Raw genomic sequence first — 20,753 nt, forward strand, 5'->3', positions numbered from 1 at the left:
GCTTCCCCGCTCGCTCCGAAAGTCTCCGCATGACCCCCGAACAGGCCGTCCAGGCCCTCGACGCGCTCCTCGACGAGGCGATGTCCGCCATCCGCCCCCCGCTGCGGTACTGGGACGGCTGGCCCCGCTCCACCGAGCAGACGGCCGGCCCGGAGGACCGGTCCCTGGGCTACGCCACCGCCACCCGGGACCGCCATGTGATGACGAAGGTCGCCCCTTCCCGGTACGGCGCGCTGCTGGGGATCACCGAACGCGGCTGGAAGGCCCGGGGGTACCGGATGACCGCCGTCAACCCCCGCCAGCCCGCCATGTTCGCCGCCACACCGGACGGGTACGGCGTGTGCATGCTCTTCGGAGCCGCCGGCAACATCACCGTCCAGGCCACCGTCGGCCCCATCCCGGTCATCCGCGACCGCGACCCCTTCGGCACCTACGAGCCCGAGCCGACCCTGCCGGACGGCCGGCTCGACGTGTTCCCCCGGTACGACGACCCGTTCTGGTCGTGCTGACGGGGCGTCCCGTGTAGCCGTGGTCGTGGCGGCAGCGCATCATATGAACGCCACTGATCGTGCGGGACGGCGTCGTCATCTGGCCGTAGCGGCTGTAGTTGGGCGATCAGCCGGCAGCGGACCCGTGCACGGCCTGTTCCCAGAGGTCCAGTCCCGTGCGGAGGAGTTCGCGTACGGCCGAGGTCTCCTCGTCCGTCCAGGCCTCCTCGCCGGCGGACGGGTCGAGGGCTTCGCCGCCGAAGAGCTTCTCGTAGGCACTGTCGTGAACCGGTCCCTGAGTGGGAAGGGGCGGGCCGGCCTTCAGCGTGTGGGAGAGGTCCTCGAAGAAGTTCCACGCGTCCAGCAACTCGACCGCCGCGACCGGGCCGGGGCGGCCGGGGTGCTGGACCCACCGCCGTACGGCGGCCAGATCGAGCGTGCCCTCGCCCTCCGGGACGAGCTCCCAGCCGTTGCGGTCACAGCATTCCTGCAGCGGCCCGAGCTCGGGGAAGGCGAGGAGACTGCCGAGTTCGTCGACGACGAACTCGTCGGGGGCGTCGCCCTCTCCGGGCCGCCAGATCAGCGTCAGATCGCCGCGCCTGGTGACGATGCGGTACGGGTAGTGCGTGGCCATGTGGGTCTCCTGATGCCGTGGTGGCGTGTGCCACCTCGGTCATCCTGCCTGGCGTGACCGCCGCGTGGTGGTTTGGGTGCGGCAGTGGGTGAGGGCGTAGCGGATGCGGGGGTCGGGGTTGGGGGTGGTGGTGAGGAGTTCGCCGGCGGTGGTGAGGGTGGTCCAGTACTGGGCCGGGTCGCCGGTGCGGGGGAGGGGGTGGGTGGCGGTGAGGGAGAGGTAGGCGGCGGTGAGGTTGCCGGTGGTGAACCAGCGCTGGAGGCCGTGCTGGTGGCCGGGCCGGATGCCGCCCAGGGCGTCGATGGCGACCAGGAAGAGGTCGACGACGGCGAGCTCGGTGGGGGTGAGGGGTTTGGGGATGTCGAAGACGCCGAGGGCTTCGAGGACTTCGCCGGTGTCGGCTTCGGAGTTGGGGCGGGGGTCGGTGAGGAGGGCGTCGTGGCAGTCGGCGAGGCGGCGGGTGGTTTCGGCGTGGGGGATGTCGAGGGCGAGGCAGACGGCACGGGCGACGGGCAGGGGCCGGTGGCCCAGGCGGGCGAGGAGGGCGTAGGTGGCGGCGGGGGTGGCGCCGCGGGAGAGGGTGTGGCGGGCGAGGGTTGAGAGGTTCATGGGGGTTCGGGCTTTCAGGCGGTGACGAGGGCGGGGGCGGGGACGGGGGCGATGTGGGCCCAGACGAACTTGCCGATCCCGTCCGGGCGGGTGGCGCTGCCCCAGCGTTCGGCGAGCCTGTTGACGAGGAAGAGCCCGCGGCCGTGCTCGTCGTCCAAGGTCGGCACGTGGAGGGCGGGGCAACCGGAGCCGGCGTCGTGGACCTCGATCCGCAGGCGGGAGCTGACGAACGAGAAGCGGACTTCGATGTGGCGGTCGTCGGGCGCGTCCGAGTGCTGCACGGCGTTGGCGAACAGCTCTCCGAGGATCAACTCGGCCGTGTCGCTGTAGCGTTCGCCCGAGGGCAGCCCGGAGAGGTAGGCCCGGAGCATGTAGCGGGCCAGGGGCGTGGATTCGGTCCGCGAGTCGAGGTGGGCGACGAACGCGCGGGGCTGGTGGGCTTTGAGCATGGGGGAGTACCTCAAGGGGGCGGAGGGGGCGTGCGACAGGAGCGCGCAATCACGCTGTGCAGGCAGATGACTGCGTTCCGGTCTCAAGTGTCCGGGGTGCAGAGGTACGGTGATGGCCGAAATCAGGTACCAGACACATGCGGTACGTAAGGGGTCGGGCATGGCACACCGGCGGCTGAAGAGCGAAGTGACGGCCAGTTCGGCACGGATCTTCGGCGAAGAGCTGCGGTTCTACCGGGAGGTGGCCGGCTACACGCAGGAGCAGCTGGCGAGGCTCCTGCACTGCACTCGACCGAACATCACAAGGTATGAGTCCGGCCAGAGGCGCATGCCGCCGGAGATGGTCGAGCGGGCCGACGTGCTGCTCGACACGGGAGGGTCGCTGAAGCGGCTCTGGGATCGGGTCGACTGGAATGCCGAGGTTGAACACCCGAACTGGTTCCAGACCCACGTCGACATGGAAGCCGAGGCGGTAGCCGCACGGATCTTCCAACTGGCCGTCATTCACGGACTGCTGCAGTGCCGGGAGTACGCGGAGGCCGTCTTCGGCATCAGCGATGCGGCCGGAAAGCCAGAAGTGATCGAGGAGCGGACGGCGGCTCGACTGGCGAGGCAGACGCGCTTCCTCGATCCGGAGGGCCCGCTGCTGCTGGTGATTCTGGACGAGAGCGCCATTCGAACCGTCTTCGGCGGTCCCGGTGTCATGCGACGCCAGATGGAACACCTGCTGACTGTTGCGGAACTCCCGAACGTGATCATCCAGGTCGCGCCATTCGGCTCCCGACAGGCCATCATCGACAAGTCCATGGTGATGCTGGAGATGCCTGACGGCCGGAACTGCGTGTACTCCGAGAGTCTGGATCGCGGGCATGCCAGCGATGATCCGGCGATCGTGGCGGCGCATCGCCGCAGCTATGATCTGGCCCACGGGGCGGCACTGCCAGTCGCCGACTCGCTGGCGCTAATCGCCGATGCGCTGAAGGGGTTCATGGATGACGAGGATCGAGCTCAACGCGACCGTCTGGCGCAAGAGCAGCCACAGCGGCGGCAACGGCGGCGACTGCATCGAGGTGGCCCCCGGATTCCCCGGCCTCGTCCCGGTGCGTGACTCCAAGGACCCCCACGGCCCGGCGCTCGTCTTCCCGGCCGCCTCCTGGGGCTCCTTCATCGCCGCGATCCAGGCGGGCGAGTTCCCGATCGGGAACTGACGCCCGCTGGTGCTCTGACCGGGAAGGTTCACCTGGGTTCTGATCCGGTTCGATCAGAACCCACAGGGGCGGCTTCCCGGCGGATTCACCGCATGTGCATGTGGAATGGTGTCCATTCGGTGTCCAGAAGGTCCTGGAGCTTAGCCCACGCCGCCGCGTCGCCTGAAACCACCGTGGGGTCTTCCTTTCCGGTGACCTGTGCGGGCGTGACCGCGACGATGACGGCTGAGTCGGACGCCAGCCCGTCCTCGATGTGCAGGACGCGATTGCGGATGCGAACGGTGAGCTCCTCGCCGCTGTCGGCGGCACGGATTCCGACGGCCAGGTTGACTCCCTTCGCCTTCTCTGCGTCGAGCTGGTACCGCCAGCGGCGGACCGTGTCGGCGACTGACAGGTTCACCGAGAACAGCCGGCCGAATGCGGCGAGGGCCTGCGCGGGATCCACAGCACCTTCGAGTTCGAGCGCGCCCGTGAGATACCAGGATCGTGCGATCGGGTTGAGCTCCTGGTAGCCCCGCGCTCGAAGCGCCGCGGCTTTCACGAGGCGCGCATCCTCGTTGTCCGGGTCGGCGCGCAGAGCGATCTGGGCGAGCTCGGCCGCGAGCTGGTGGTCGCCCGCTGCGTGGTCGGCTTTCGCCGCATCCAGGACCCGGTCGACGCCGCCCATCAGCTCGGTGAGGCGCGCGGCCTTCTGCGCGGGCGGGGACGGGAACAAGTCGGTCGAGTCACCGCTGAACCAGCTCACCCACCCGGTGAAGAACTCCGGGACGGCGGTCAACGCTGCCCCGTACAACGGCACCGTGTACGGCGGGTCCCACAACTCCTCCGGGAAATCCTTCAACGCGTACTGCAGCTCGACCGGCGTATAGCCCTTGTTGATCAGCCGCACCGATTGATCCCAGAGGTACTTCGTCGCGTCGACGTAGTTCTTCACGTGGTTCGCGATCACATCCTTGCCCTGAATGGGTCGGAGGTGAGAGCCGACGAGCCACTCCGGTTCCAGCTCGATGACCTTGTTCAGGGCGGAGATGTAGTTGTCCGGAATGCGCGGCTTGGAACCGCGGATGCTGTGCATGTTCGGGATGCCGGTGAAGAACTCGTCGGCGATCACGATCATGTCGAACTCCGGGATGTGCAGGCCGAACTCGCTGATCGCCTCCCCGCCGGTGTAGAACGCGGTCAGCTCGAGGCCCGCGATGGTCAGCGTGGTGTCCTCCGAGAGGAACTTCGTCGGCGGAATGTACGCGGGGGTGCCACCGCGAGGGACAAGCCCGATGCCGTGGTGATGCAGTTCCTCCGGGCCCAGGAACGCGCCGCCGAAGTACGCGGCACCCATCGCTTGGCGCTGCACCAGCTCGCCGAACTCGTTGGCCATCTCCCCGATGAAGTTCGACCAGGCGTAGATGTCCACCTCGCCTGCGGCCACAGCGGCCGGATCCACGATCGCAGCCGCTCCGTTGTAATGGTCGGTGTGGTGATGGGAGTAGAAGACCGCCTTGATCGGCTTGTCCGAGATCTTCTTGATCTCTGCTGCGATGAGCTCGCCCGATTCGCGGTTCATGCCGGTGTCGTAGACGATGAGACCGTCTGGCGCTTCGATGATAATGCTGTCTCCGATGCTGCCCCCCGGGCAGTACACCGACCACACGGGCAGGTCACCACACTGATAGGTGCCCCGCTGTTCGACGGTCAGTCGACGATGCTCCAGGAAATAGTCCGGCCAGGAGCGTTCGACATCGTATGGATTTGCCATCCCACTCTCCTTCGCCATGCGAATCTCGCAAGGGACCGCGACCGGAATTCCATGGATATTGCGTTTTTGCGGATCGCTGCGGGATGGCTTCAGGATAACTCCGACCACCCCTATCCGCATCTCCACTGCCGATAATCAAGAATTCAGATCACGCCCTCGCCGCGGGTTTCACGGATCCGAACGCAATTCAGTTAATCCCGGCTGTTCCCAGCCTGACGACAGCAGGCGCCCCGCAGAAGATGAGCCAGGACCGCGACGCCTGATACGCCAGCAGCGGTTTGCTGTTCGGGCCGGTCAGCGGCCGTGTTTGAGTAATGGTCGACTGGCGTGACGTCAGGCCGGTCCGCCCCGCCGGCAGCCGCAGGTGAACCCCGCCGACATGCCCGATCTGTCCCACCCCGTCCGCCGACAGGCCGGATCCTGGAGGTTGGGCTCGCCACGGCGGCGGCGCCCCGCGCGTCGTGCCTCGGTGATGGTCGGCCCGCCCGGCCGGTTGGCGACGTACTCGTCCAACACGGTCAAGGCGACGTCGGCCGGCAGCGGCGAGAGAATCCCACTCCGTGCGCCGGGGCAGCGCCAACTCGGTGGCTCAGGAGGCGGCGAACGGCTCGATCTCCCCCGCGAAGACGATGATCTGGTCGATGAGGCTCCGTCGCAGGTGGACGACATCCGTTCCCGCCAGGCGGGGGCCTCCGTCAGGCGTGGTGAAGACCCACTGGTACCGGGCCCATTCGTCAGGCATGTCCACCCCTGAGCAGCGCACCATCGTGCCGGTCCCGGCCGGGTGGCGTCGGATGTCCAGCACGAACCGCTCGACCGCCCCGATCCCTTCGGTGCGACCCAGCGGCCCCCAGAAGACCACGTCTGAGGTCAGGGCCTGGGAGAGCAGGGCGGTCACATAGCTGTCGTCCGAGGCATTGAACGCGGAGATGAACGTGTCGATCGCGGAGCGTGCGGTCTCTTCCTGCATACCCCAGTAATACCAGCCGTTTCGCGTGCGCTCGACCCACCCACGGACTGCGTTCCGATCACGGTGAACCTTCCCGGTTACAGCCCCAGCCGAGTTCCGGCTGGTCTACGGTGCGTTCGACTTCGCGGTGACCGCCGCCGGCGAATGCGCGCAGGGCCCCGACCGCAGGCAGCGGTCGGGGCCCGGCCCGACAAGTGGGGCGTGCGGCTCAGAGGTTCGGCGGCTACTTCCTCGACAGGGAGTAGGTGTCCCGGTTGTCGGGGTCGGACGTGAGGAAGTACAGGATGGTCCGGCCTTCGCGGTCCCGGGTGACTCCCATGTCCCAGGTGCCCAGGGCCGGCGCGGGCGCGGTCCGGCGGGCTGCTTCCCGCTCGTCGACGCCGGTGGACGCCGGTGCGGCGGGTACGGTCGGCGTGGCCCCGTCCGGTGTGGCCTGGTCGGGTTCGGAGGTGACGGCGAGGTGGACGACGAAGCCGCGGCCCACGGTGTTCCCACCTTTGTAGCGCCCGGGTTCGTAGAGCTCCCAGCTCCCCGAGCCGGTCATCCGCCAGTTGTCGTCGAACCGGAACTCCTGGCCGTCGAGCCGTGCGGCCCGCGCCGCCCCGGCCGGACCGAGTGTGACGCTGCTGCCGCCCCAGCCCGTCCAGGTCCCTTCGAGGTCCGCTGCCGTGACCTGGACGACGGGAGGTGCGGGGGCGTTCCGGCTGTCGACGCAGGACGACGTCAGGAGGGCGAGCGCTGCGACCACCGGGAGCGCCGTGAACCTGGATCGTGCGGGGAGGAGCACGGACTTGCCTTTCTCTGCCTAGGAGCACGACGGGCGGGTCGGGTACGGAGTACCGACCCGCCCGTCGAGTCACGAGGTTACTGGTCGACCGACATCCGGATGGATTCGGTCCAGGTGACGGTGAAGCCGACGGCGCGCTGGCCTGCGGGGAACACCGTCGACATGGCGCCCGACAGCTTCTCGGCGCCGCCCTCCTTCGCGCCCGAGGAGTAGCCCTCCGGGGAGACTCCTCGGGTGAGCGATTCCTTGGTCATGCTCTGGGTGAGCTCGAACTGGACCTTGGCGGTGTGGTTGAGGCTGCCGTAGTCGGTGACGGTCGCCTTCAGGTTGAAGGAGCCGAGGATGGCACGGGCCGAACCCTCGACCGACTCCGGATCCCGGTTCCCGGCCAGGTACGACCCGAAGTCGGAGAGCTCGGCGGCCATCATCAGCTTCAGCGGAATGTCGTTGAGGCTGGCACCGTAGGTCGTCTTGTAGTCGAGGCCCTCGATGGTCTCGCCGAGCTTGGTGCCCGGACGCTGCTCGAGGTACTTGCGGACCACGTCCAGCCACATGTGCTGGCGCACCTGGGCGGTGAACCTGTCGTTCTCGTCGAAGTGGTACTCACTGGGGGCGATCCCCATGAAGAAGAACGCGGCGATCTGGGGCGCGTCGGGGTCCAGGACGGCCTTGGCGTCGAAGTTCCCGCCGGAGGTGTAGGCCGCGGATGCACGACGGCCCAGCTCCTCGCTGCGCGCCGCCTTCTTGATGTTCTGTCGCTGGACCTCCTCGGCGCGGTGGTTCTCCGCGACGATCTCGTTGTAGCGCTTCCCCTGCTCGATGGGCTTGGTGCCCATGTTGGTGCAGACGTACATCCCGTTCACGCACTCCTCCAGGGCCATGCCGCTGGGGTCGGAGTACGTCACGGGGTTGTTGGCCGAGTAGGCGTAGCCGTTCGTGGTCTGGGGCTTGTCCGCCTCCAGGAGCGGGTCCACCGAGATGAACCGTCCGGTGGCGGGGTCGTACTCACGGGCGCCGATGTGGACGAGCCCGGTGGCCTCCCGGACACCGCCGAGGAAGCCCCGGTTGTCGGCCCAGGTGGTGGGGGCGGTGCCGCGGCTGCCGCCGAAGGGCGTGCTGCGGCGCTGGGTGACGGCGCCGGTGGTGGCGTCGATGCCGACCTCGGCGGTGCCGTGGTGGTCGTTGATCTGGAAGGTCAGCTTGTTGTCGTCGGTGCGGACGGCGGTGGCCGAGCCGAGCGGGTAGTGGCGGGTCGCGGTGGCCTTGGCGGCGCCCTTGACCAGCTTGAGCTCGGTGCTGCCGAGGTAGAGCGTCCAGCTCTCGGCGCCGGGGTCGGCGGTGTCGAGGGAGTGGCCGAGCAGGCGGTTGCCGCCGGCGTCGTAGAGGTAGTCGGAGGTGACGGTCGTGGTGGAGGCGCCCGAGGTCGTGACGGTGTCGGTGACCTTGGCGAGCCGGTTCTCCGAGTTCCAGGTCAGCGCCTGGTCACTGGTCCGGCCGCCGCCCGGCTTGAGGTGCCGCTCGGCGGTGTTGCCCGAGGCGTCGTAGGCGTAGCCCTCCTGGACGGGAGCGCCGTTGGCGCCGACGACGGTGCTGGTGCCGGTGAGGGAGTGGGGCTTGGCCGCGGTGGCGGCGGGGTAGGTGTAGGCGGTGATGGCGTCCTGGGCGGTGTTGCCGGTGGTGTCGTGCCGGGTCTCGGTGGCCCGGGTGCCACTGGCGTTGTAGGTCCAGCTGGTCCAGTACGGGGCCGGGCCGCCGAGCTGGGTGCCGCTGGGCTCCGAGCAACTGCCGGTGCTGGGCGTGTAGGCGTCGGTGAGGCGGGCCAGGTGGTCGTAGGTGAAGCACTGCCGGTCGGTGCCGGAGCGCGAGGTGTCGGTGACCGACGTGATGTTGCCGGCCTGGTCGTAGGTGTAGGCGGCGGCGCGGGTGGCACCGGTGACGCCGTACTGGTCGGTGCGGGTGGAAGCGAGGCGCTGGGTGCCCCACTCGTAGGCGTTGGTGACGTAGACGTCCTTGCCGACGGTGCCGTTGCCGAGGGTGGTCTGCAGCGGCTTGCCGGTGAGGCTGAAGGTCTGCCCGGTCTGGTACTTCGTCAGGCCCTCGGAAGCGGTCAGCCGGTTCAGGGCGTCGTAGGTGAACGCCACGGACTCGGCCGGCAGGTTCCCGGCCGCCGGGTACGCGGTGCTCTTGGCCTGCCCGTCGAGGCGGTAGATGGTGCCGGTGACGTAGGTGCCCGCCAGCGCCTCCTGCCCGGGGACGGACGGGACGGTGAAGGTGGTGCGGGTCGGCCGGGACCGGGCGTCGAACAGCGAGTACGTCGTCTTGTACTCGTAGGTCCGGCCACCGATGGTGCTGAACCGGGAACTGGAGGACTGCAGGCCCTTGTTGCCGGCCGGGTCCCAGGCCTGGGAGGTCAGCAGCGGGCCGGTCGCCGAGTCCTCGTGGGTCTCGGTCAGGCGTCCGAGGTTGTCGTAGACGCTGGCGATGGTCCGGCCGCGCCCGTCGGTGGCGGCGGTCACTTCACCGCGGTCGTTGTACGTCTTCACGGAGGTGCCGCTGTCCGGGTCGACGGCCTTGGTCTGCCGACCGAGCTGGTCGTAGGTCCAGCTCCACACCGTGCCGGCCGGGTTGGTCAGCTTGGTGAGGTGGCCGGCCGGGTCGAAGCCGTAAGTGGTGGCTTCGTACGGACCGGTCGGAGTGGCGGCGTTGTACTGCCGCAGCTCGGTGGTGCGGCCGGCGACGTCGCTGATGGCGGTCGTCGGGGTGCCGCCGGCGGGCGGAGTGACAGTGACCCGGTCGCCGCCGTACTCGGTGAGCGTGGTGGAGACGGGGGTGCCGACGCCGTTGCCCGCGAGCAGCGTGGACTTGACGATCCGGCCGAGACCGTCGAACTCCTGCTTGGTCTGCGATTCCACCCCGACGGTGTCGTCGAGCTTGAACAGGGTGGTGGAGGGCGCGCCGGTGGAGTAGTAGGGCGAGTAGCCGAGGGCCGCTTGGCCGCGGTCGTCGTAGAAGGTGTCGGTCAGTACGCGGCCGCCCTTCTCACCGGGGGACTGCGACTGCCTGAGCCGCCCGAGGCCGTCGAACAGGGTGTAGGCGGTCTGCTGGGAGCCGTCGTCGTTGAGCGAACGGCTGGCGACGGCGGCGATCCGGCCCTCGTCGACGGTGTAGGCGTACTCCTGGTTCGGCGTCTGCCCGGTCGCCTTGGAGCGATCGGGCAGCCAGACCTTCAGGGTGCGGCCGAGCGCGTCGTACTGGAGGTCGGTGCGGCGGTTGTTGGCGTCGACCGTGTCGGTGGTCAGTCCGCGCAGCAGGTCGTAGTCGGTGGTGGTGGTCTGGGTGGTGGTGGCGTCCCCGGCCTTGGCGGGCGGGGTGGTCGCCACGGACCTGGTGGGGCGGCCGGTGGCCGGGGTGAAGGCGGTGGTGGTCGTCCGGGCGTTCGGGGACGCGGTGGTGACCGGGCCGGTGGCGCCGGTGGTGTCGAACACGGTGCTCGAGGCCAGCGTGGTGGAGGTCAGCGCGCGCCCGTAGACGTCGAACGACGCCGTGGTGTCCAGGTAGGTGGCGCTGTTCCCGGTCTGCGACTTGAGGGTGTGGGCCAGGGTGACGTCGCCCTTGGTGGGTGCGGCGCCGTAGGCCTGTCCGTCGTACTGGCTCCGGGTGTCGGACAGGACGACTGACGTGCCGTCCGCCCGGGTCTGCCGGTCCACGGTGGCGGAGCAGTTCGCGGCGACCGTCTCGGTCCGGATCGCGCCGTTGAGGATCCACGCACCCACGTTGTCGGCGTAGGTGGTGCGGGTGCACTTGTCGTCAGCGGCGTTCGCCACGTCGCCGAGATCCTCGGACTGCGTGATGCGACCGTAGTCGTCGAACGTGGTGCCGGTGCGGGTCTCGCGCCAGGCGTTGCCCGCGCCCTTGTCGAGGGACGTGAAGGTGCGGGTGCCGCTGATGCCGCCGATGTTCGCGGTGGTGGTGCCCCAGTCGCGGACGCGCTTGGCGGTCTCCTTCTTCCAGGGGGTGCTGACGGTCTTGACGAGGATCACGCCGCCGGGCTTGTCGTACTGCTCGGTGCGGTACTCGTAGCCCGCCCAGGCGTCGTCATCGGTCAGGACGGCGCCCTGGCCGTCGTCGACGGTGACGCTGCGCTTGCCGTTCTTGTCGGCGGGGTTGTTGCGGTCCTGGTCCATGCCGCGCAGGAAGTAGTGGTCGGCCTGGGTGGACATGCCGGTGACGCCACCGGTCTCGATCCGGGCATGGGCGTAGCCGCGCCACTGGGACCAGGTCTTGAGCTTGTCCTTGGTCAGGCCGTCCTCGTCGTCGAAGTGCCAGGCGGCGTCGCCGAGGTAGGTGTACCGGGTGACCATGTCGGGGGCGCCGCCGGTGCGGTCGGTGGCGATGACCGAGTCGACGACGTACTTGTTGAACCACTCCGTGGTGACCGGGCTCTCCTCGGAGGGCTGGTACATCTGCGGGAAGCAGCGGGTGGTGTTGGACTGCGGGGTCGGCAGGGCGTTCCAGTCACAGGCCGCCGCCGAGTAGTTGACGTCGATCTGGCCGCCGAGCTCGTCGGTGATGGTGCCGAGCCGCTGCTTGATGAACGGCATGCGGCCGTCGCCGACCTTGTCGAGCCGGTTGGCCAGCTGCTTGTAGGCGAAGGTGGTCTTCGGCAGCGTGACGGAGGGGGTGGCGGAGGAGCCGGTGTGCTTGATCGAGTCCAGCAGGAGCTGGTAGTCGAAGTCGGCGGTGCCCCACTTGTGGGTCAGGTCCCAGGTGTCGACGGCGGCGTAGCTGCCGTCGGCCTGAAGGGTCTTGGCGACGACCTGGGTGAGGCGGGTCCGGGTGAAGAAGGTCGGCGCGAACTGGCCGGTGCAGTCGGTGCCGTCCTTGCAGTTCTGGTCCCACGGGGTGTCGTACCAGTACTGCCGGTTGGTGTCGATCTTCACCGGGTCGCAGAGGCCGGCCGTGGTCTCCAGGCAGCGTTCGGCGGTGCCGAACTCGACCCGGCCCATCGGCTTGACGCCGGCCGAGTAGATGTCGCCCTGCTGCTGGCCGTAGTCGATGTGGTCCAGGCGTCCGCCGCGTATGTAGGAAGTGCGGTCGGTGGCCTTGAGGTTGCGGCCGTAGTTGTTGGTCTCGGGGGTGTACCAGTAGGTGACGTCGTTGCCGTGGGCGTCGACCACCAGGTCCAGGTTCCACCGCCAGCCCTGCTGGCACCACGAGGACGCGAAGTCGGCGCCGTTGCACGGCTCGCCCGCGTTGTTGCCGTAGACCGGCACGGTGTAGACGGACTTGGTCTCCGGCTTGCCGGCGCTCCAGTTGGGCAGGCGGTTGTAGCCGAAGTAGTAGGTGGTGCCGTCGCTGGTGGTGGCGCGGAAGTACTCGCCGTCGTTGTCGCCGTTGCCCCGGCCGGTGTCGCGGACACGCACGACCTTGGTGGCGTCGTCGTTCTTGATCCGCCACTCGTCGCCGGAGACCGGGATCAGCTCACCCGCGTGCCCGGCGAAGCTGATGGTGGCGTTGTCCGTGCCCCAGCACTGGTCACCGGGGCTGGACTTTCCGGTCTTCGGCGCGCCGTCGTCGGCGCAGGCCTTGTAGCTGCGCTCCACGAAGCCGGGCGACAGGTCGAAGCCGTCACCGGCCCAGGAGGCCTGGTTGTTGCTGTTGGCCGTCCGCCCGTCGATCGCACCGGAGTTGTAGGACAGGCCGATCTTCGGGGTCAGGCTGCCGGGCATCGCCGTCAGCGGCATGTCGTACGACCAGGTGAACGACCCGCTGTTCAGCGCCGTCGACCAGGACGAAGCACTGGACAGCGGCGTCGCCTTGTAGTCGCCGCTCGGCCCGGCCGTTCCGGCCGTGGCCGCCACGACCATGGCGCCCGGCGCGGACGCCAGCCGCATCGACCCGGCCGGGGCCGCCGTCAGCGCGTCGGCGGCGACGGTCTGCTTCGCCACGTCGTTGCCGCCCGGCAGCGGGGTCTGCACCCGGCACTCGGGCAGGTCGGGGGTGGTCAGCGCGCACTCGGGCAGGCGGACCAGCTTCAGCCGGGAGCCGAAGCCGGAGCCCGCCGCCTGGGCGAAGGACGAGTAGTCGACGGCCAGGCCGCTGTTCTCGTCCGCGCCGGAGACGGTCAGCAGCACCCCGTTGATGCCGGCCTTGGTGGCGGCGTCCTGGCCGAGCAGTTCGACCTTCGCCTTGCCGGCCGCGCCGGAGGAGGAGACGGCGACCGGCAGCTTGCCGGCCTTGACCGCCTTGCCCTTCTCGCCGGGGACGTCGACGGTGGCGCTGCCCGCGGCGGGCAGGGCGCCGTGCTTGCCGTCGGTCCTGCTGACGGTGGTGTCGGCCTTGCGGTCCTTGGTCTTGGCGTCCGAGCCCTTGACCGGCTTCTCCGGGGAGACCGCCGAGGGCTTGGTGTACGGTTCCGCGGCCGCCGCGACGGCGGCCAGTGGCAGTGCCGGCAGCAGCGACCCGACCAGCGTGCCCGCGATGACCGCGGACACTCTGGAGCGGGTCGGCCGGGGCACCGACCTCTTCCTGCTCATGGGGAAACAACTCCTCGAAAGGGAAAGGGGTGTGACGGACCACGGGCCGGGCGGCAGGAAGCCGCCCGGCCCGCAGAGAGAGGGGGGATCAGACCCCGGTGGAGGTGCCGAGCTCGACGTTGTAGTCGGCGAGCTTGGTGATCTGCGCGGGGCTCAGCACGCCCTGGTACAGCCAGACGTCGTCCAGCTCACCGGAGAAGTACTCGCCCCAGGCGCCGGAGTCCTTGCTCCGGCCGAACTGGAGGCCGCCGCCCGCCTCGAAGGGCTGCGGGGCGGTGGTCCACGAGATGTGCGGGGTGCAGCCGGTCGAGCCGTCCGGGCAACCCTGGTTCTCCACCTGGCCGTTGACGTACAGGACCAGCCGGTCCGTGAAGGCGTCGTAGCTGACCGCCAGGTGCGTCCAGTTCTCCATGACGGAGACGGCGGAGCTGTGCGCGGTCAGGGTGCGCGTCGCGCCGGTGGCGTCGGAGTCGCGGACCTCGGCCTGCCACTGGCCGTACGGCTGGCCGGTGGAGTCGTTGCCCAGCGGGACCCAGCGCACGGCGACGGCGCTGTTGTTGGCGCCGGCGACCGACAGGGCGGTCATCTTCCGGGCCGGGACGCCCGCGGTGTTCGCCCAGCCGGCCAGGGTGAAGCTCTGGCCGGTGTGCAGCGGGGTCGAGGCGGTCGCCGCGTAGCCGGTGGTGCCGTCCAGCAGCAGGGTGCCGGGGACGGGCAGCACGCCGCCGCCGGCCTTGATCGAGGCACCGCCGCCGAGCTGGGCGCCGGCCTTGGCCGGGCCCTCGTCGGGGGTGACGGCCGGGGTGCCGGTGGCCGAGGAGAGCTTCCAGCGGCCGGCCAGCTGCGGGCGCTGCTGCACCATGGCGCCGGCCTCCGGGCCGGTGACGACGCGGTCGTAGACCCGCACGTCGTCGATGTCGCCGCCGAAGAACTCGCCGTTGACGCCCTCGCGGTTGACGGCACCGAGCTGCAGCGGGCCGGGGTTGGCCCACGGCGCGTTCTGGGTGTAGTCCGACTCGCCGACGAGGAAGCCGTTGATGTAGAAGCGCAGCTTCTTGGCGGCGGTGTCGGAGACGCCCAGCAGGTGGGTCCACTCGCCGGTGGTGCCGGCGAAGCAGGGCGCGCCGTTGATCTGGGTGCCCGGGGTGCAGTCGGGCTGCCAGGTGCGGACCAGGGTGTCGGCGGAGGTGTCCTCCTTGTAGCGGCCGAAGGCCCAGCGCTTCCAGTAGGTGGAGTAGTACAGCGAGAACTCGCTGTTGTGCTGGCCGATCTGGGTGACGGCGATCTTCGCGGTGGTGTCGTTGGCGGCGGGGGCCGGCAGCTTCACCCAGGCGGAGACCGAGAAGTCCCGGCTGCCGTCGACCTGCGGGCGGGTGCCGCGCAGGTAGTCGTCCACGCCGTCCAGGTGGATCGCCTTGTCGGCGATGCCGGGCCGGCCGAGCGCGACGCCGTTGTAGGCGGTGAGGTTGTCGGTCTCGGCGGTGCCGGCCGGCTTGGCGTCACTGCCGTCCAGGTGCCAGACCGCCTTGGCCGGGCGGCCGGTGGCGAGCTGCTTGTCCGCGGCCACGTCGGCGACCTCGGTCGTGCTCAGGGAGCGGTCCCAGACCCGGATCTCGTCGATCGAGCCGGGCCAGTTGCCCACCCACTGGCCCTTCCAGCGGTTGCGGCCGATCTCCAGCGGGCCGTGCCCGTCCCAGACCGTGCCCACGACGGCCGACTTGGCGAGGGTGCCGTTGACGTACAGCTGGATGGTCTTCGCGTCGGCGTTCCAGACGCCGGTCAGGTGGGTCCACGCGCCGGTCGTCGCCGGGTCGGCGGACTGCACGCCGATCGTGGTCGCGTCCTGGTTGCCGGCCGCGGTCTGGACCTTGAAGCCCCACTTGGAGACGCCGCCGACGTTCTCGATGCCGAGCTGGAAGGCGTAGTAGTCCGGGCCGCTCTGGCTGACCGCCGCGCGGTTGTAGTCGCCGCCGTTGAACTTGACCCAGGAGGAGACGGTGAAGCTGCGAGAGGTGTCCAGGACGGCGGAGGAGGACTCGGCGTAGGCGTTGGAGGTGCCGTCCAGGGAGAGGCCCTCGTTGAGGTGGCCGGGTGCCCCCGGGGTGGCGCCGGAGCCGAGGGCGGTGTCGAAGCCGCCGCCGGTGCCGGTGACGGCGGTGCCGCCGGGGTTGTCGTCCATCGACCAGCCGGCGCGCTGCGGCTGCCCGGCGAGGACGTTGAAGTAGTACGTCTCGGGCTGCGAGGCGTTGCCCGCGCCGTCGACGGCCCGGGCGGAGACGAAGTGGACGCCGGCGGTCTGCGGCTGGACGCGGATCGTCTGCCCGGCGCCGCCGCTCGTGGCCACCTCGTTCGCCGCGGACGGCGAGGTGTCGAGGCCCCACTGGTACTTGACCACGTCGGTGGCGGCGGACTTCAGGGTGAACTGGCCGGTGCGGCCGACGCCGTCGGTCCACGGGAGCGCCGCGGTGGCGTCCTTGGAGCCCGGGTAGGCGTTGGAGGTGATCGCCGGGCCGTCCGGGGCGGAGGTGTCGACGATGAAGTAGCAGCCGGTCGGGTCACCGTCGGAGGACCACGGCCCCCACTGCGCGCCGTCCCAGGCGCGGGCCTCCCAGTCGAGCTGGAGGTTCTGCGGAAGGTTGGTCGGCAGCGGCCAGGAGAAGATCGAGCCGGAGGCCTTGAAGGTGTCCCCTCCCGGCGCGGCGTCCTCCGAGCCGGTGGACCACCAGCGGCGGCGCAGGCCGGTGCCGTCGTCCCAGCCGACCGCGAACTGCACGCCGATGGCCTCGCCGTCCGGGTCGGTGGCCCGGGTGGTGACCTGCGGCATCTTGTTGATCTTGATGCCCGGGTACTGGCAGACCGAGCCCGGCGACATCGTCATGTCGGACATCGGGATCTGGTTGGGCCGCAGGTTGTAGTACACCGACAGGTAGGCGTCGTCGGTGAAGCGCTTCCAGGCGAGGGTGTCGCCCTCGTTCTGGGCCTTCAGACCGAAGGTGATGGTCGGCCAGCCCCAGTTGGCGGCGTCCTGGACGAGGTTGCGCACCGCGCCGTCCGCGCCGTACTCCAGCCAGCCGCCGGGGCAGCTTCCGCTCCAGCCCTTGGCGGTGTTGATGGTCTGCAGGTAGCGGCCCCAGAACCCGGAGGCGTTCTGGCTGTTCCAGTTCAGGCCGGGGGAGATGTAGCCGGTGTTCCACAGCTCGACGGGCCGGGCGTCGCAGGAGTACGACCAGCTCTCGTAGGTGCCGAAGGTGGCGCTGAGGATCTGCTTGCCGGCGAACGGGTTGGGCACCTGGAAGAACGCCCGCTTCACGTCGGTCGGCGCGCACCGCGAGGTGTCGCCGCAGTAGCCGACGCCCCAGTCGTGGACGTAGGTGCTGTTGTACGTGAAGTGCCAGTACGCCTGGTTCGGGTAGGTGCGCGAGACGCCCGCCCAGTCGCCGGCGTGCGGGGTGTTCCACGCCGGGTCGATCATCACCGGGTAGACCGTGTCCGGGGCGTCCAGCATGGCCTGGTCGGGCGTGAGCAGCAGGCCGTCCTTGGGCAGGTCGACCTTGAGGCGGGTCATCTTGGCGCCCTCGCCGGGCAGGTCGCCCTCGCCGTACGCGGCGGGATCGGGCTGACCGGCGGCGGGGGCGGCCTGGGCCGGGGCGGGGGCGGCGGCCGGGGCCTCGGCCTGCGGGGCCTGCTGCGGGGCGGCCTTGAGCGCCTTGGGGGCGGCGGCCGCGGGGGCTGCGGGGGCTGCGGGGGCCGCGGGGGCCGTGGCCGGGGTGGCCGGCTTGGTGGAGTCCCACATGACCGGGACGGGCGCCTCGAAGACGGTGCCGCCGCCGGACGGGTCCTTCGCCTTGAGCGTGCCGTCGGCCTCCTGGCTGACGGTCAGGCCGTCGCCGTGCAGGCCGAGTCGAAGCTGGTCCAGCTCGGGGTTCTTCGCGGCCTCGGGCGTGCGCACCACGATGACCTGGGTGAACCCGGTCTTGGTGGCGGTCAGCCGAAGGTCCACGTCCGGCAGGATCGAGGTGTACTCGGCGGTCGTGCCGGCGACCTTCGGCTTGGGCAGCGGCTTCGGCCAGCTGAGCTTCAGCTCCTTGCCGGCCCGCGCCATCCGGACCAGCGGCTCGCTGCCGCCGCCGGAGAACCGCAGGTCCGCGGTGGAGCCCTTGGGGGCGACGGCGCCGTCGGGCAGCGTCTGCAGCGTCGGGTCGAGGTCCACCCAGGTGCCGTTCTTGCGCACCCGCTTGGGCTGGACGTAGGTGGTGGTCTTCAGCTTGCCGTCGGGCTGGGCGACGGTGTCGCTGGACTCGCCGCGCTTGGCGAGCACCTCGACCGGCTTGCCGGTGCGGGCGGCTTCCTTGACGGCCAGGCTCTCCGCGCTGTCCTGGGCGTCCGTCACGCCGGGCGGCGGTGTTCCGCCGGGGACTGCGGCGGCGGCCGGGGCCACCGCCGTCGCGGCCAGCGCGACCGCGGCGAGTGCCGCGGTGAGCAGGCCGCCCGACCGTCTTGCTGCTGTTCTCACTGTGCGTAAGCTCCGACTTCCGGTGTGTGGGCGAAGTTTGAGCGGATCTTCATGGACGCTTAAACGACTGTCAAAGGTTCATGAGAAAGCCGTGAGGATCCGCACACTCGCCGATGCACCGTCAGACGGGGAGCAGCTCAGCCAAAAACGGATAAACTGCCTGGCTCATTGTGGCGCAACTCACATCCGGGAAAGAGGCCGGAGAGTCAGATTCCGGATCGAGAGGCGGTAGCGAACAGTAACCATGCTGGTCATGAGGGGTGTTCGGGCGCCGCGCGAGGTTCAGCGGGGCCCGGCGGCCCGGGGCGGCAGGGTCCGGAGGGCCTGGGCGATCTGGCCGAGCCAGCGGGTCTCCGCCTCCATGCCGCCGACGTGCGGCAGGTGGGGCTCGGCCGCCGGCGGGGCGGCGGTGGGAGCGCTGTCGTCGGGATCCCGCACCCGGGCGCGGACCAGCGCGTCCGCGATCCTGGTGGCCTCGGCCCGCGCCGCGGCATCGGTGCCGCGGGGCGCGCCGCCCGCCCCCGCCGGCGGCTCCGCCGTGCGGTAGCGGCGCAGGATCAGCAGCCCGTCCCTGATCTCGATGACCCGGCGGTAGAGCGCGAGTTCGGCGTCGGCCGGCGGCATCCGTCCGGAGCTGAGTGCGATCTGCGGGAACGCCGCGTGCAGCGCCCGCCACAGCGGCCCGAGTGACCGGTAGCTGCGGTACGCGGCCCGCCAGCGCCGGGCGGCGCGGCCGGCGCGCGCCCACAGCAGGGTGGTGGCACCGGCCAGCAGCAGGACCGCGCACAGCCGCCCGAGCACCAGCGAGACCGGGTCCTCGGTGGTCAGCTGGCGGCCCGAGCGCAGGGCGCCGAGGACGTCGTCGAACCCCCACACCGCCCAGAGCAGGCCGACGGCGGCGGTGAGGGTGATCAGGCCGAGGGCCGTGCGCAGGGCCGTGGTGTCGGCCTGGCGGGTCCAGTACAGCGTCTGGCGTGCCAGGGTGACGAGGCAGCAGGTCACGTAGCCGGTGATGACCAGGTCGTAGCCGGCCAGCGCCACCGGGCCGAACGCGCCGGTGGCCACCATCTGGCCGCCGTCCTCGCGGATCCCGGCGAGCAGGAACAGGGCGGTCGCCGAGAGGACCGCGAGGGCGGTGCCGGCCTGGCGCAGGCGCAGGCGCGGCGCCCGGGCGTCGTCCACGGGACGGCGCAGCGAGACGGCGGTCAGCGCGAGGAACCCGGCGGAGCCCATCTTGAGGTGGTCGGTGAACATGCCGGACAGGCCCGCCAGGCCGCTTCCGTGGTCGATGTCCGCCCTGGTCTGACCGGCCATCAGTGCCAGGAAGGCGCCGAAGCACCAGGCGAAGCAGCAGGTGTGGCGCAGGGCCGGTGTGCGGCCGCGACGCCCGCCCGCGAAGAAGCGGTACGTGCTCAGGCCGAGCAGCAGCACAGCGGCGCCGGCGAGGACGGGGTCAGTCATGGGGGCCCGGCGGGCGGCGGGTGCCCAGCAGGGGGAAGAGCCGGTGCGCCCACTCGGCGTCGCGGGACTGGGCGCCGGACGGACGGCCGCCGGGCAGCAGGGCCCGTTTGAGGATCAGCGAGGCGAGCAACTCCGCCTCCTGTTCCTGGGGTTCGAGGTAGACGGTGCGCCCCAGGACCTTCCCGATCATCGTCGGGGAGAGGTGCGGCAGCAGACCGCGGGTGAGCCCGGGGTCGGGCGAGGGGCTGTCGGCGTGGCCCAGCAGCAGGTGGGCGTACTCGTGCACCAGGATGTGCTGGCGGTGCACCTCGCTGGTGTCCTCGGCGTACACGATGTAGTCGGCCTGACCGGTCGTCACCAGCAGTCCGCAGGGCGCACCGGGCTTCGCGGGGACGGCGATCAGGTCGATCGGGCGGCCGCGGTCGCGGGCGAGGCGGGCGACGAGCTCGGCGGCGTCGAACGGGTCGGGGAGGTCGAGCGACTCGCTGATCGCGCGGCAGCGCCGCATCATTCCGCCGTGCCGTCGGATCCACCGCAATGCGCGCCTCGCCTATCCGCCGGGGTCGACGTGGCCGGTCGACCGTCGCGGGGTGCCTCCTCGGCGGCACCACGTCGTGCTCACTGGGAGGGCTTGCCCCTGGCAGCCTCCCGGCGAGCGATAGTCTCGATCACATCGGAGACCGTGTCCAGAGCTTCGGGTGAGAGTTCCACCGCCCGCAGCGCCATGTTCCGGACACCGGCGTCCCGCAGCGCCTCCAGCAGGGCGAGTTCGGCGACGATCTCCTCGGGGCGGTCGTCGAAGAAGTAGGCCGGTGAGACGTGGAAGAACGCCGCCAGCGCCTCCAGGTGACGCTTGGTCGGATTGTCGCGCTTGCCGGTGCGCAGCTGCCACAGGTAGGTGGCCGAGAAGGTCTCGCCGGTGGCCTCGCGACAGGCGCGCGCCACGTCCTCGTTGCTGTACTGCTCCCGGTTGGGGCGCCGGACCGTGCGGAACAACGTCTCGATCTTCTCGGCGAGCGTGCTCGCCCCGGCTTCCGCCATCTCCGCCTCCTGCGCCGCCACTTCCGGTCCCGGCGACGCTGGGGCACGGGGCCGGCCGCCGGGTAACCATCGTAGCTTCGGGCGTGGTGCCGCTTCCCGGCAACGGTCCCCCGGCGCGAACACGGGAACGAACGCCGGAACGAACGCGGGAACGAACGGGGGTCCGGCCCTCGGGGGAGGGCCGGACCCGACGTCCTGTGAGAGGGGTGGTGCGTGCGGGTCAGCAGCAGCCGTAGCTGAAGCTGCCGCAGGTGCCGCACCAGCTCCGGTCGGTGTCGCCGCAGAGGTCGTTGTAGGTGATCTG

At 70.4% G+C, this 20,753-nt stretch carries 14 protein-coding genes; 3 read left to right on the forward strand and 11 right to left on the reverse strand.

The genetic code is table 11. From position 1 onward, the window contains the following. The first annotated feature begins 29 nt into the window (after positions 1 to 29). Complete coding sequence (locus ACZ5OX_RS34410) at positions 30 to 509, forward strand: hypothetical protein (protein ID WP_465635611.1); 480 nt, start codon at positions 30 to 32, stop codon at positions 507 to 509. A gap of 106 nt (positions 510 to 615) precedes the next feature. On the opposite strand, the gene ACZ5OX_RS34415 is transcribed toward ACZ5OX_RS34410, so the two are convergent. The 3 genes from ACZ5OX_RS34415 to ACZ5OX_RS34425 are packed head-to-tail and all read right to left on the reverse strand — an operon-like array spanning position 616 to position 2,180. Further along, positions 616 to 1,122 (reverse strand): hypothetical protein, encoded by a 507-nt coding sequence (locus ACZ5OX_RS34415; protein ID WP_465635613.1) that lies wholly within the window; start codon positions 1,120 to 1,122, stop codon positions 616 to 618. Between the two features lie 39 nt (positions 1,123 to 1,161). Then, positions 1,162 to 1,731 carry a hypothetical protein gene (locus tag ACZ5OX_RS34420; RefSeq protein ID WP_465635614.1) on the reverse strand — a complete coding sequence of 190 codons (570 nt, stop codon included), beginning with the start codon at positions 1,729 to 1,731 and terminating at the stop codon, positions 1,162 to 1,164. A gap of 14 nt (positions 1,732 to 1,745) precedes the next feature. Next, a complete protein-coding gene (locus ACZ5OX_RS34425; RefSeq protein WP_465635616.1) occupies positions 1,746 to 2,180 on the reverse strand; it encodes an ATP-binding protein in 435 nt (144 codons plus the stop codon). 160 nt (positions 2,181 to 2,340) lie between these two features. On the opposite strand from ACZ5OX_RS34425, the gene ACZ5OX_RS34430 reads away from it, so the two are divergent. Then, the gene (locus ACZ5OX_RS34430; RefSeq protein ID WP_465635618.1) at positions 2,341 to 3,288 is read left to right on the forward strand and encodes a helix-turn-helix domain-containing protein; all 948 of its coding nucleotides are present in this window, start codon (positions 2,341 to 2,343) and stop codon (positions 3,286 to 3,288) included. Further along, positions 3,251 to 3,388 (forward strand): DUF397 domain-containing protein, encoded by a 138-nt coding sequence (locus tag ACZ5OX_RS34435; RefSeq protein ID WP_465635620.1) that lies wholly within the window; start codon positions 3,251 to 3,253, stop codon positions 3,386 to 3,388. The genes ACZ5OX_RS34430 and ACZ5OX_RS34435 overlap by 38 nt, the downstream gene beginning before the upstream one ends. Before the next feature lie 85 nt (positions 3,389 to 3,473). Here the strand turns inward: ACZ5OX_RS34435 and ACZ5OX_RS34440 are convergent, their stop codons facing one another. The 8 genes from ACZ5OX_RS34440 to ACZ5OX_RS34475 form a co-directional block, all read right to left on the reverse strand. After that, positions 3,474 to 5,261, reverse strand: coding sequence for an alkyl sulfatase dimerization domain-containing protein (locus tag ACZ5OX_RS34440; RefSeq protein WP_465635696.1), 1,788 nt, complete (start codon positions 5,259 to 5,261; stop codon positions 3,474 to 3,476). A gap of 469 nt (positions 5,262 to 5,730) precedes the next feature. Continuing rightward, entirely contained in the window at positions 5,731 to 6,111 is a 381-nt protein-coding gene (locus tag ACZ5OX_RS34445) for a nuclear transport factor 2 family protein (protein ID WP_465635622.1), read from the reverse strand. Positions 6,112 to 6,334: 223 nt separating this feature from the next. Next, entirely contained in the window at positions 6,335 to 6,859 is a 525-nt protein-coding gene (locus ACZ5OX_RS34450) for a hypothetical protein (protein WP_465635624.1), read from the reverse strand. A gap of 116 nt (positions 6,860 to 6,975) precedes the next feature. After that, on the reverse strand, positions 6,976 to 13,434 hold the full coding sequence (locus tag ACZ5OX_RS34455; protein ID WP_465635626.1) for an RHS repeat domain-containing protein: 6,459 nt from the start codon (positions 13,432 to 13,434) through the stop codon (positions 6,976 to 6,978). Positions 13,435 to 13,522: 88 nt separating this feature from the next. Beyond that, complete coding sequence (locus tag ACZ5OX_RS34460; RefSeq protein WP_465635628.1) at positions 13,523 to 17,947, reverse strand: LamG-like jellyroll fold domain-containing protein; 4,425 nt, start codon at positions 17,945 to 17,947, stop codon at positions 13,523 to 13,525. 282 nt (positions 17,948 to 18,229) lie between these two features. Beyond that, positions 18,230 to 19,408, reverse strand: coding sequence for an MAB_1171c family putative transporter (locus tag ACZ5OX_RS34465; RefSeq protein WP_465635630.1), 1,179 nt, complete (start codon positions 19,406 to 19,408; stop codon positions 18,230 to 18,232). After that, positions 19,401 to 19,919, reverse strand: coding sequence for a ParH-like protein (locus ACZ5OX_RS34470; protein ID WP_465635632.1), 519 nt, complete (start codon positions 19,917 to 19,919; stop codon positions 19,401 to 19,403). Before ACZ5OX_RS34470 ends, ACZ5OX_RS34465 begins: the two co-directional genes overlap by 8 nt. A gap of 107 nt (positions 19,920 to 20,026) precedes the next feature. Next, complete coding sequence (locus ACZ5OX_RS34475) at positions 20,027 to 20,449, reverse strand: XRE family transcriptional regulator (RefSeq protein ID WP_392870477.1); 423 nt, start codon at positions 20,447 to 20,449, stop codon at positions 20,027 to 20,029. Positions 20,450 to 20,753 lie beyond the last annotated feature (304 nt).

It is taken from the genome of Kitasatospora sp. NPDC032121 (assembly GCF_055580145.1).

Excerpts from the sequence above, each read along its gene's own strand:
- ACZ5OX_RS34415 (WP_465635613.1), bottom strand. The coding sequence starts at position 1,122 with ATGGCCACGCACTACCCGTACCGCATCGTCACCAGGCGCGGCGATCTG.
- ACZ5OX_RS34410 (WP_465635611.1), top strand. The coding sequence starts at position 30 with ATGACCCCCGAACAGGCCGTCCAGGCCCTCGACGCGCTCCTCGACGAG.
- ACZ5OX_RS34475 (WP_392870477.1), bottom strand. The coding sequence starts at position 20,449 with ATGGCGGAAGCCGGGGCGAGCACGCTCGCCGAGAAGATCGAGACGTTG.
- ACZ5OX_RS34440 (WP_465635696.1), bottom strand. The coding sequence starts at position 5,261 with ATGCGGATAGGGGTGGTCGGAGTTATCCTGAAGCCATCCCGCAGCGAT.
- ACZ5OX_RS34420 (WP_465635614.1), bottom strand. The coding sequence starts at position 1,731 with ATGAACCTCTCAACCCTCGCCCGCCACACCCTCTCCCGCGGCGCCACC.
- ACZ5OX_RS34465 (WP_465635630.1), bottom strand. The coding sequence starts at position 19,408 with ATGACTGACCCCGTCCTCGCCGGCGCCGCTGTGCTGCTGCTCGGCCTG.
- ACZ5OX_RS34455 (WP_465635626.1), bottom strand. The coding sequence starts at position 13,434 with ATGAGCAGGAAGAGGTCGGTGCCCCGGCCGACCCGCTCCAGAGTGTCC.
- ACZ5OX_RS34430 (WP_465635618.1), top strand. The coding sequence starts at position 2,341 with ATGGCACACCGGCGGCTGAAGAGCGAAGTGACGGCCAGTTCGGCACGG.
- ACZ5OX_RS34445 (WP_465635622.1), bottom strand. The coding sequence starts at position 6,111 with ATGCAGGAAGAGACCGCACGCTCCGCGATCGACACGTTCATCTCCGCG.
- ACZ5OX_RS34425 (WP_465635616.1), bottom strand. The coding sequence starts at position 2,180 with ATGCTCAAAGCCCACCAGCCCCGCGCGTTCGTCGCCCACCTCGACTCG.
- ACZ5OX_RS34470 (WP_465635632.1), bottom strand. The coding sequence starts at position 19,919 with ATGATGCGGCGCTGCCGCGCGATCAGCGAGTCGCTCGACCTCCCCGAC.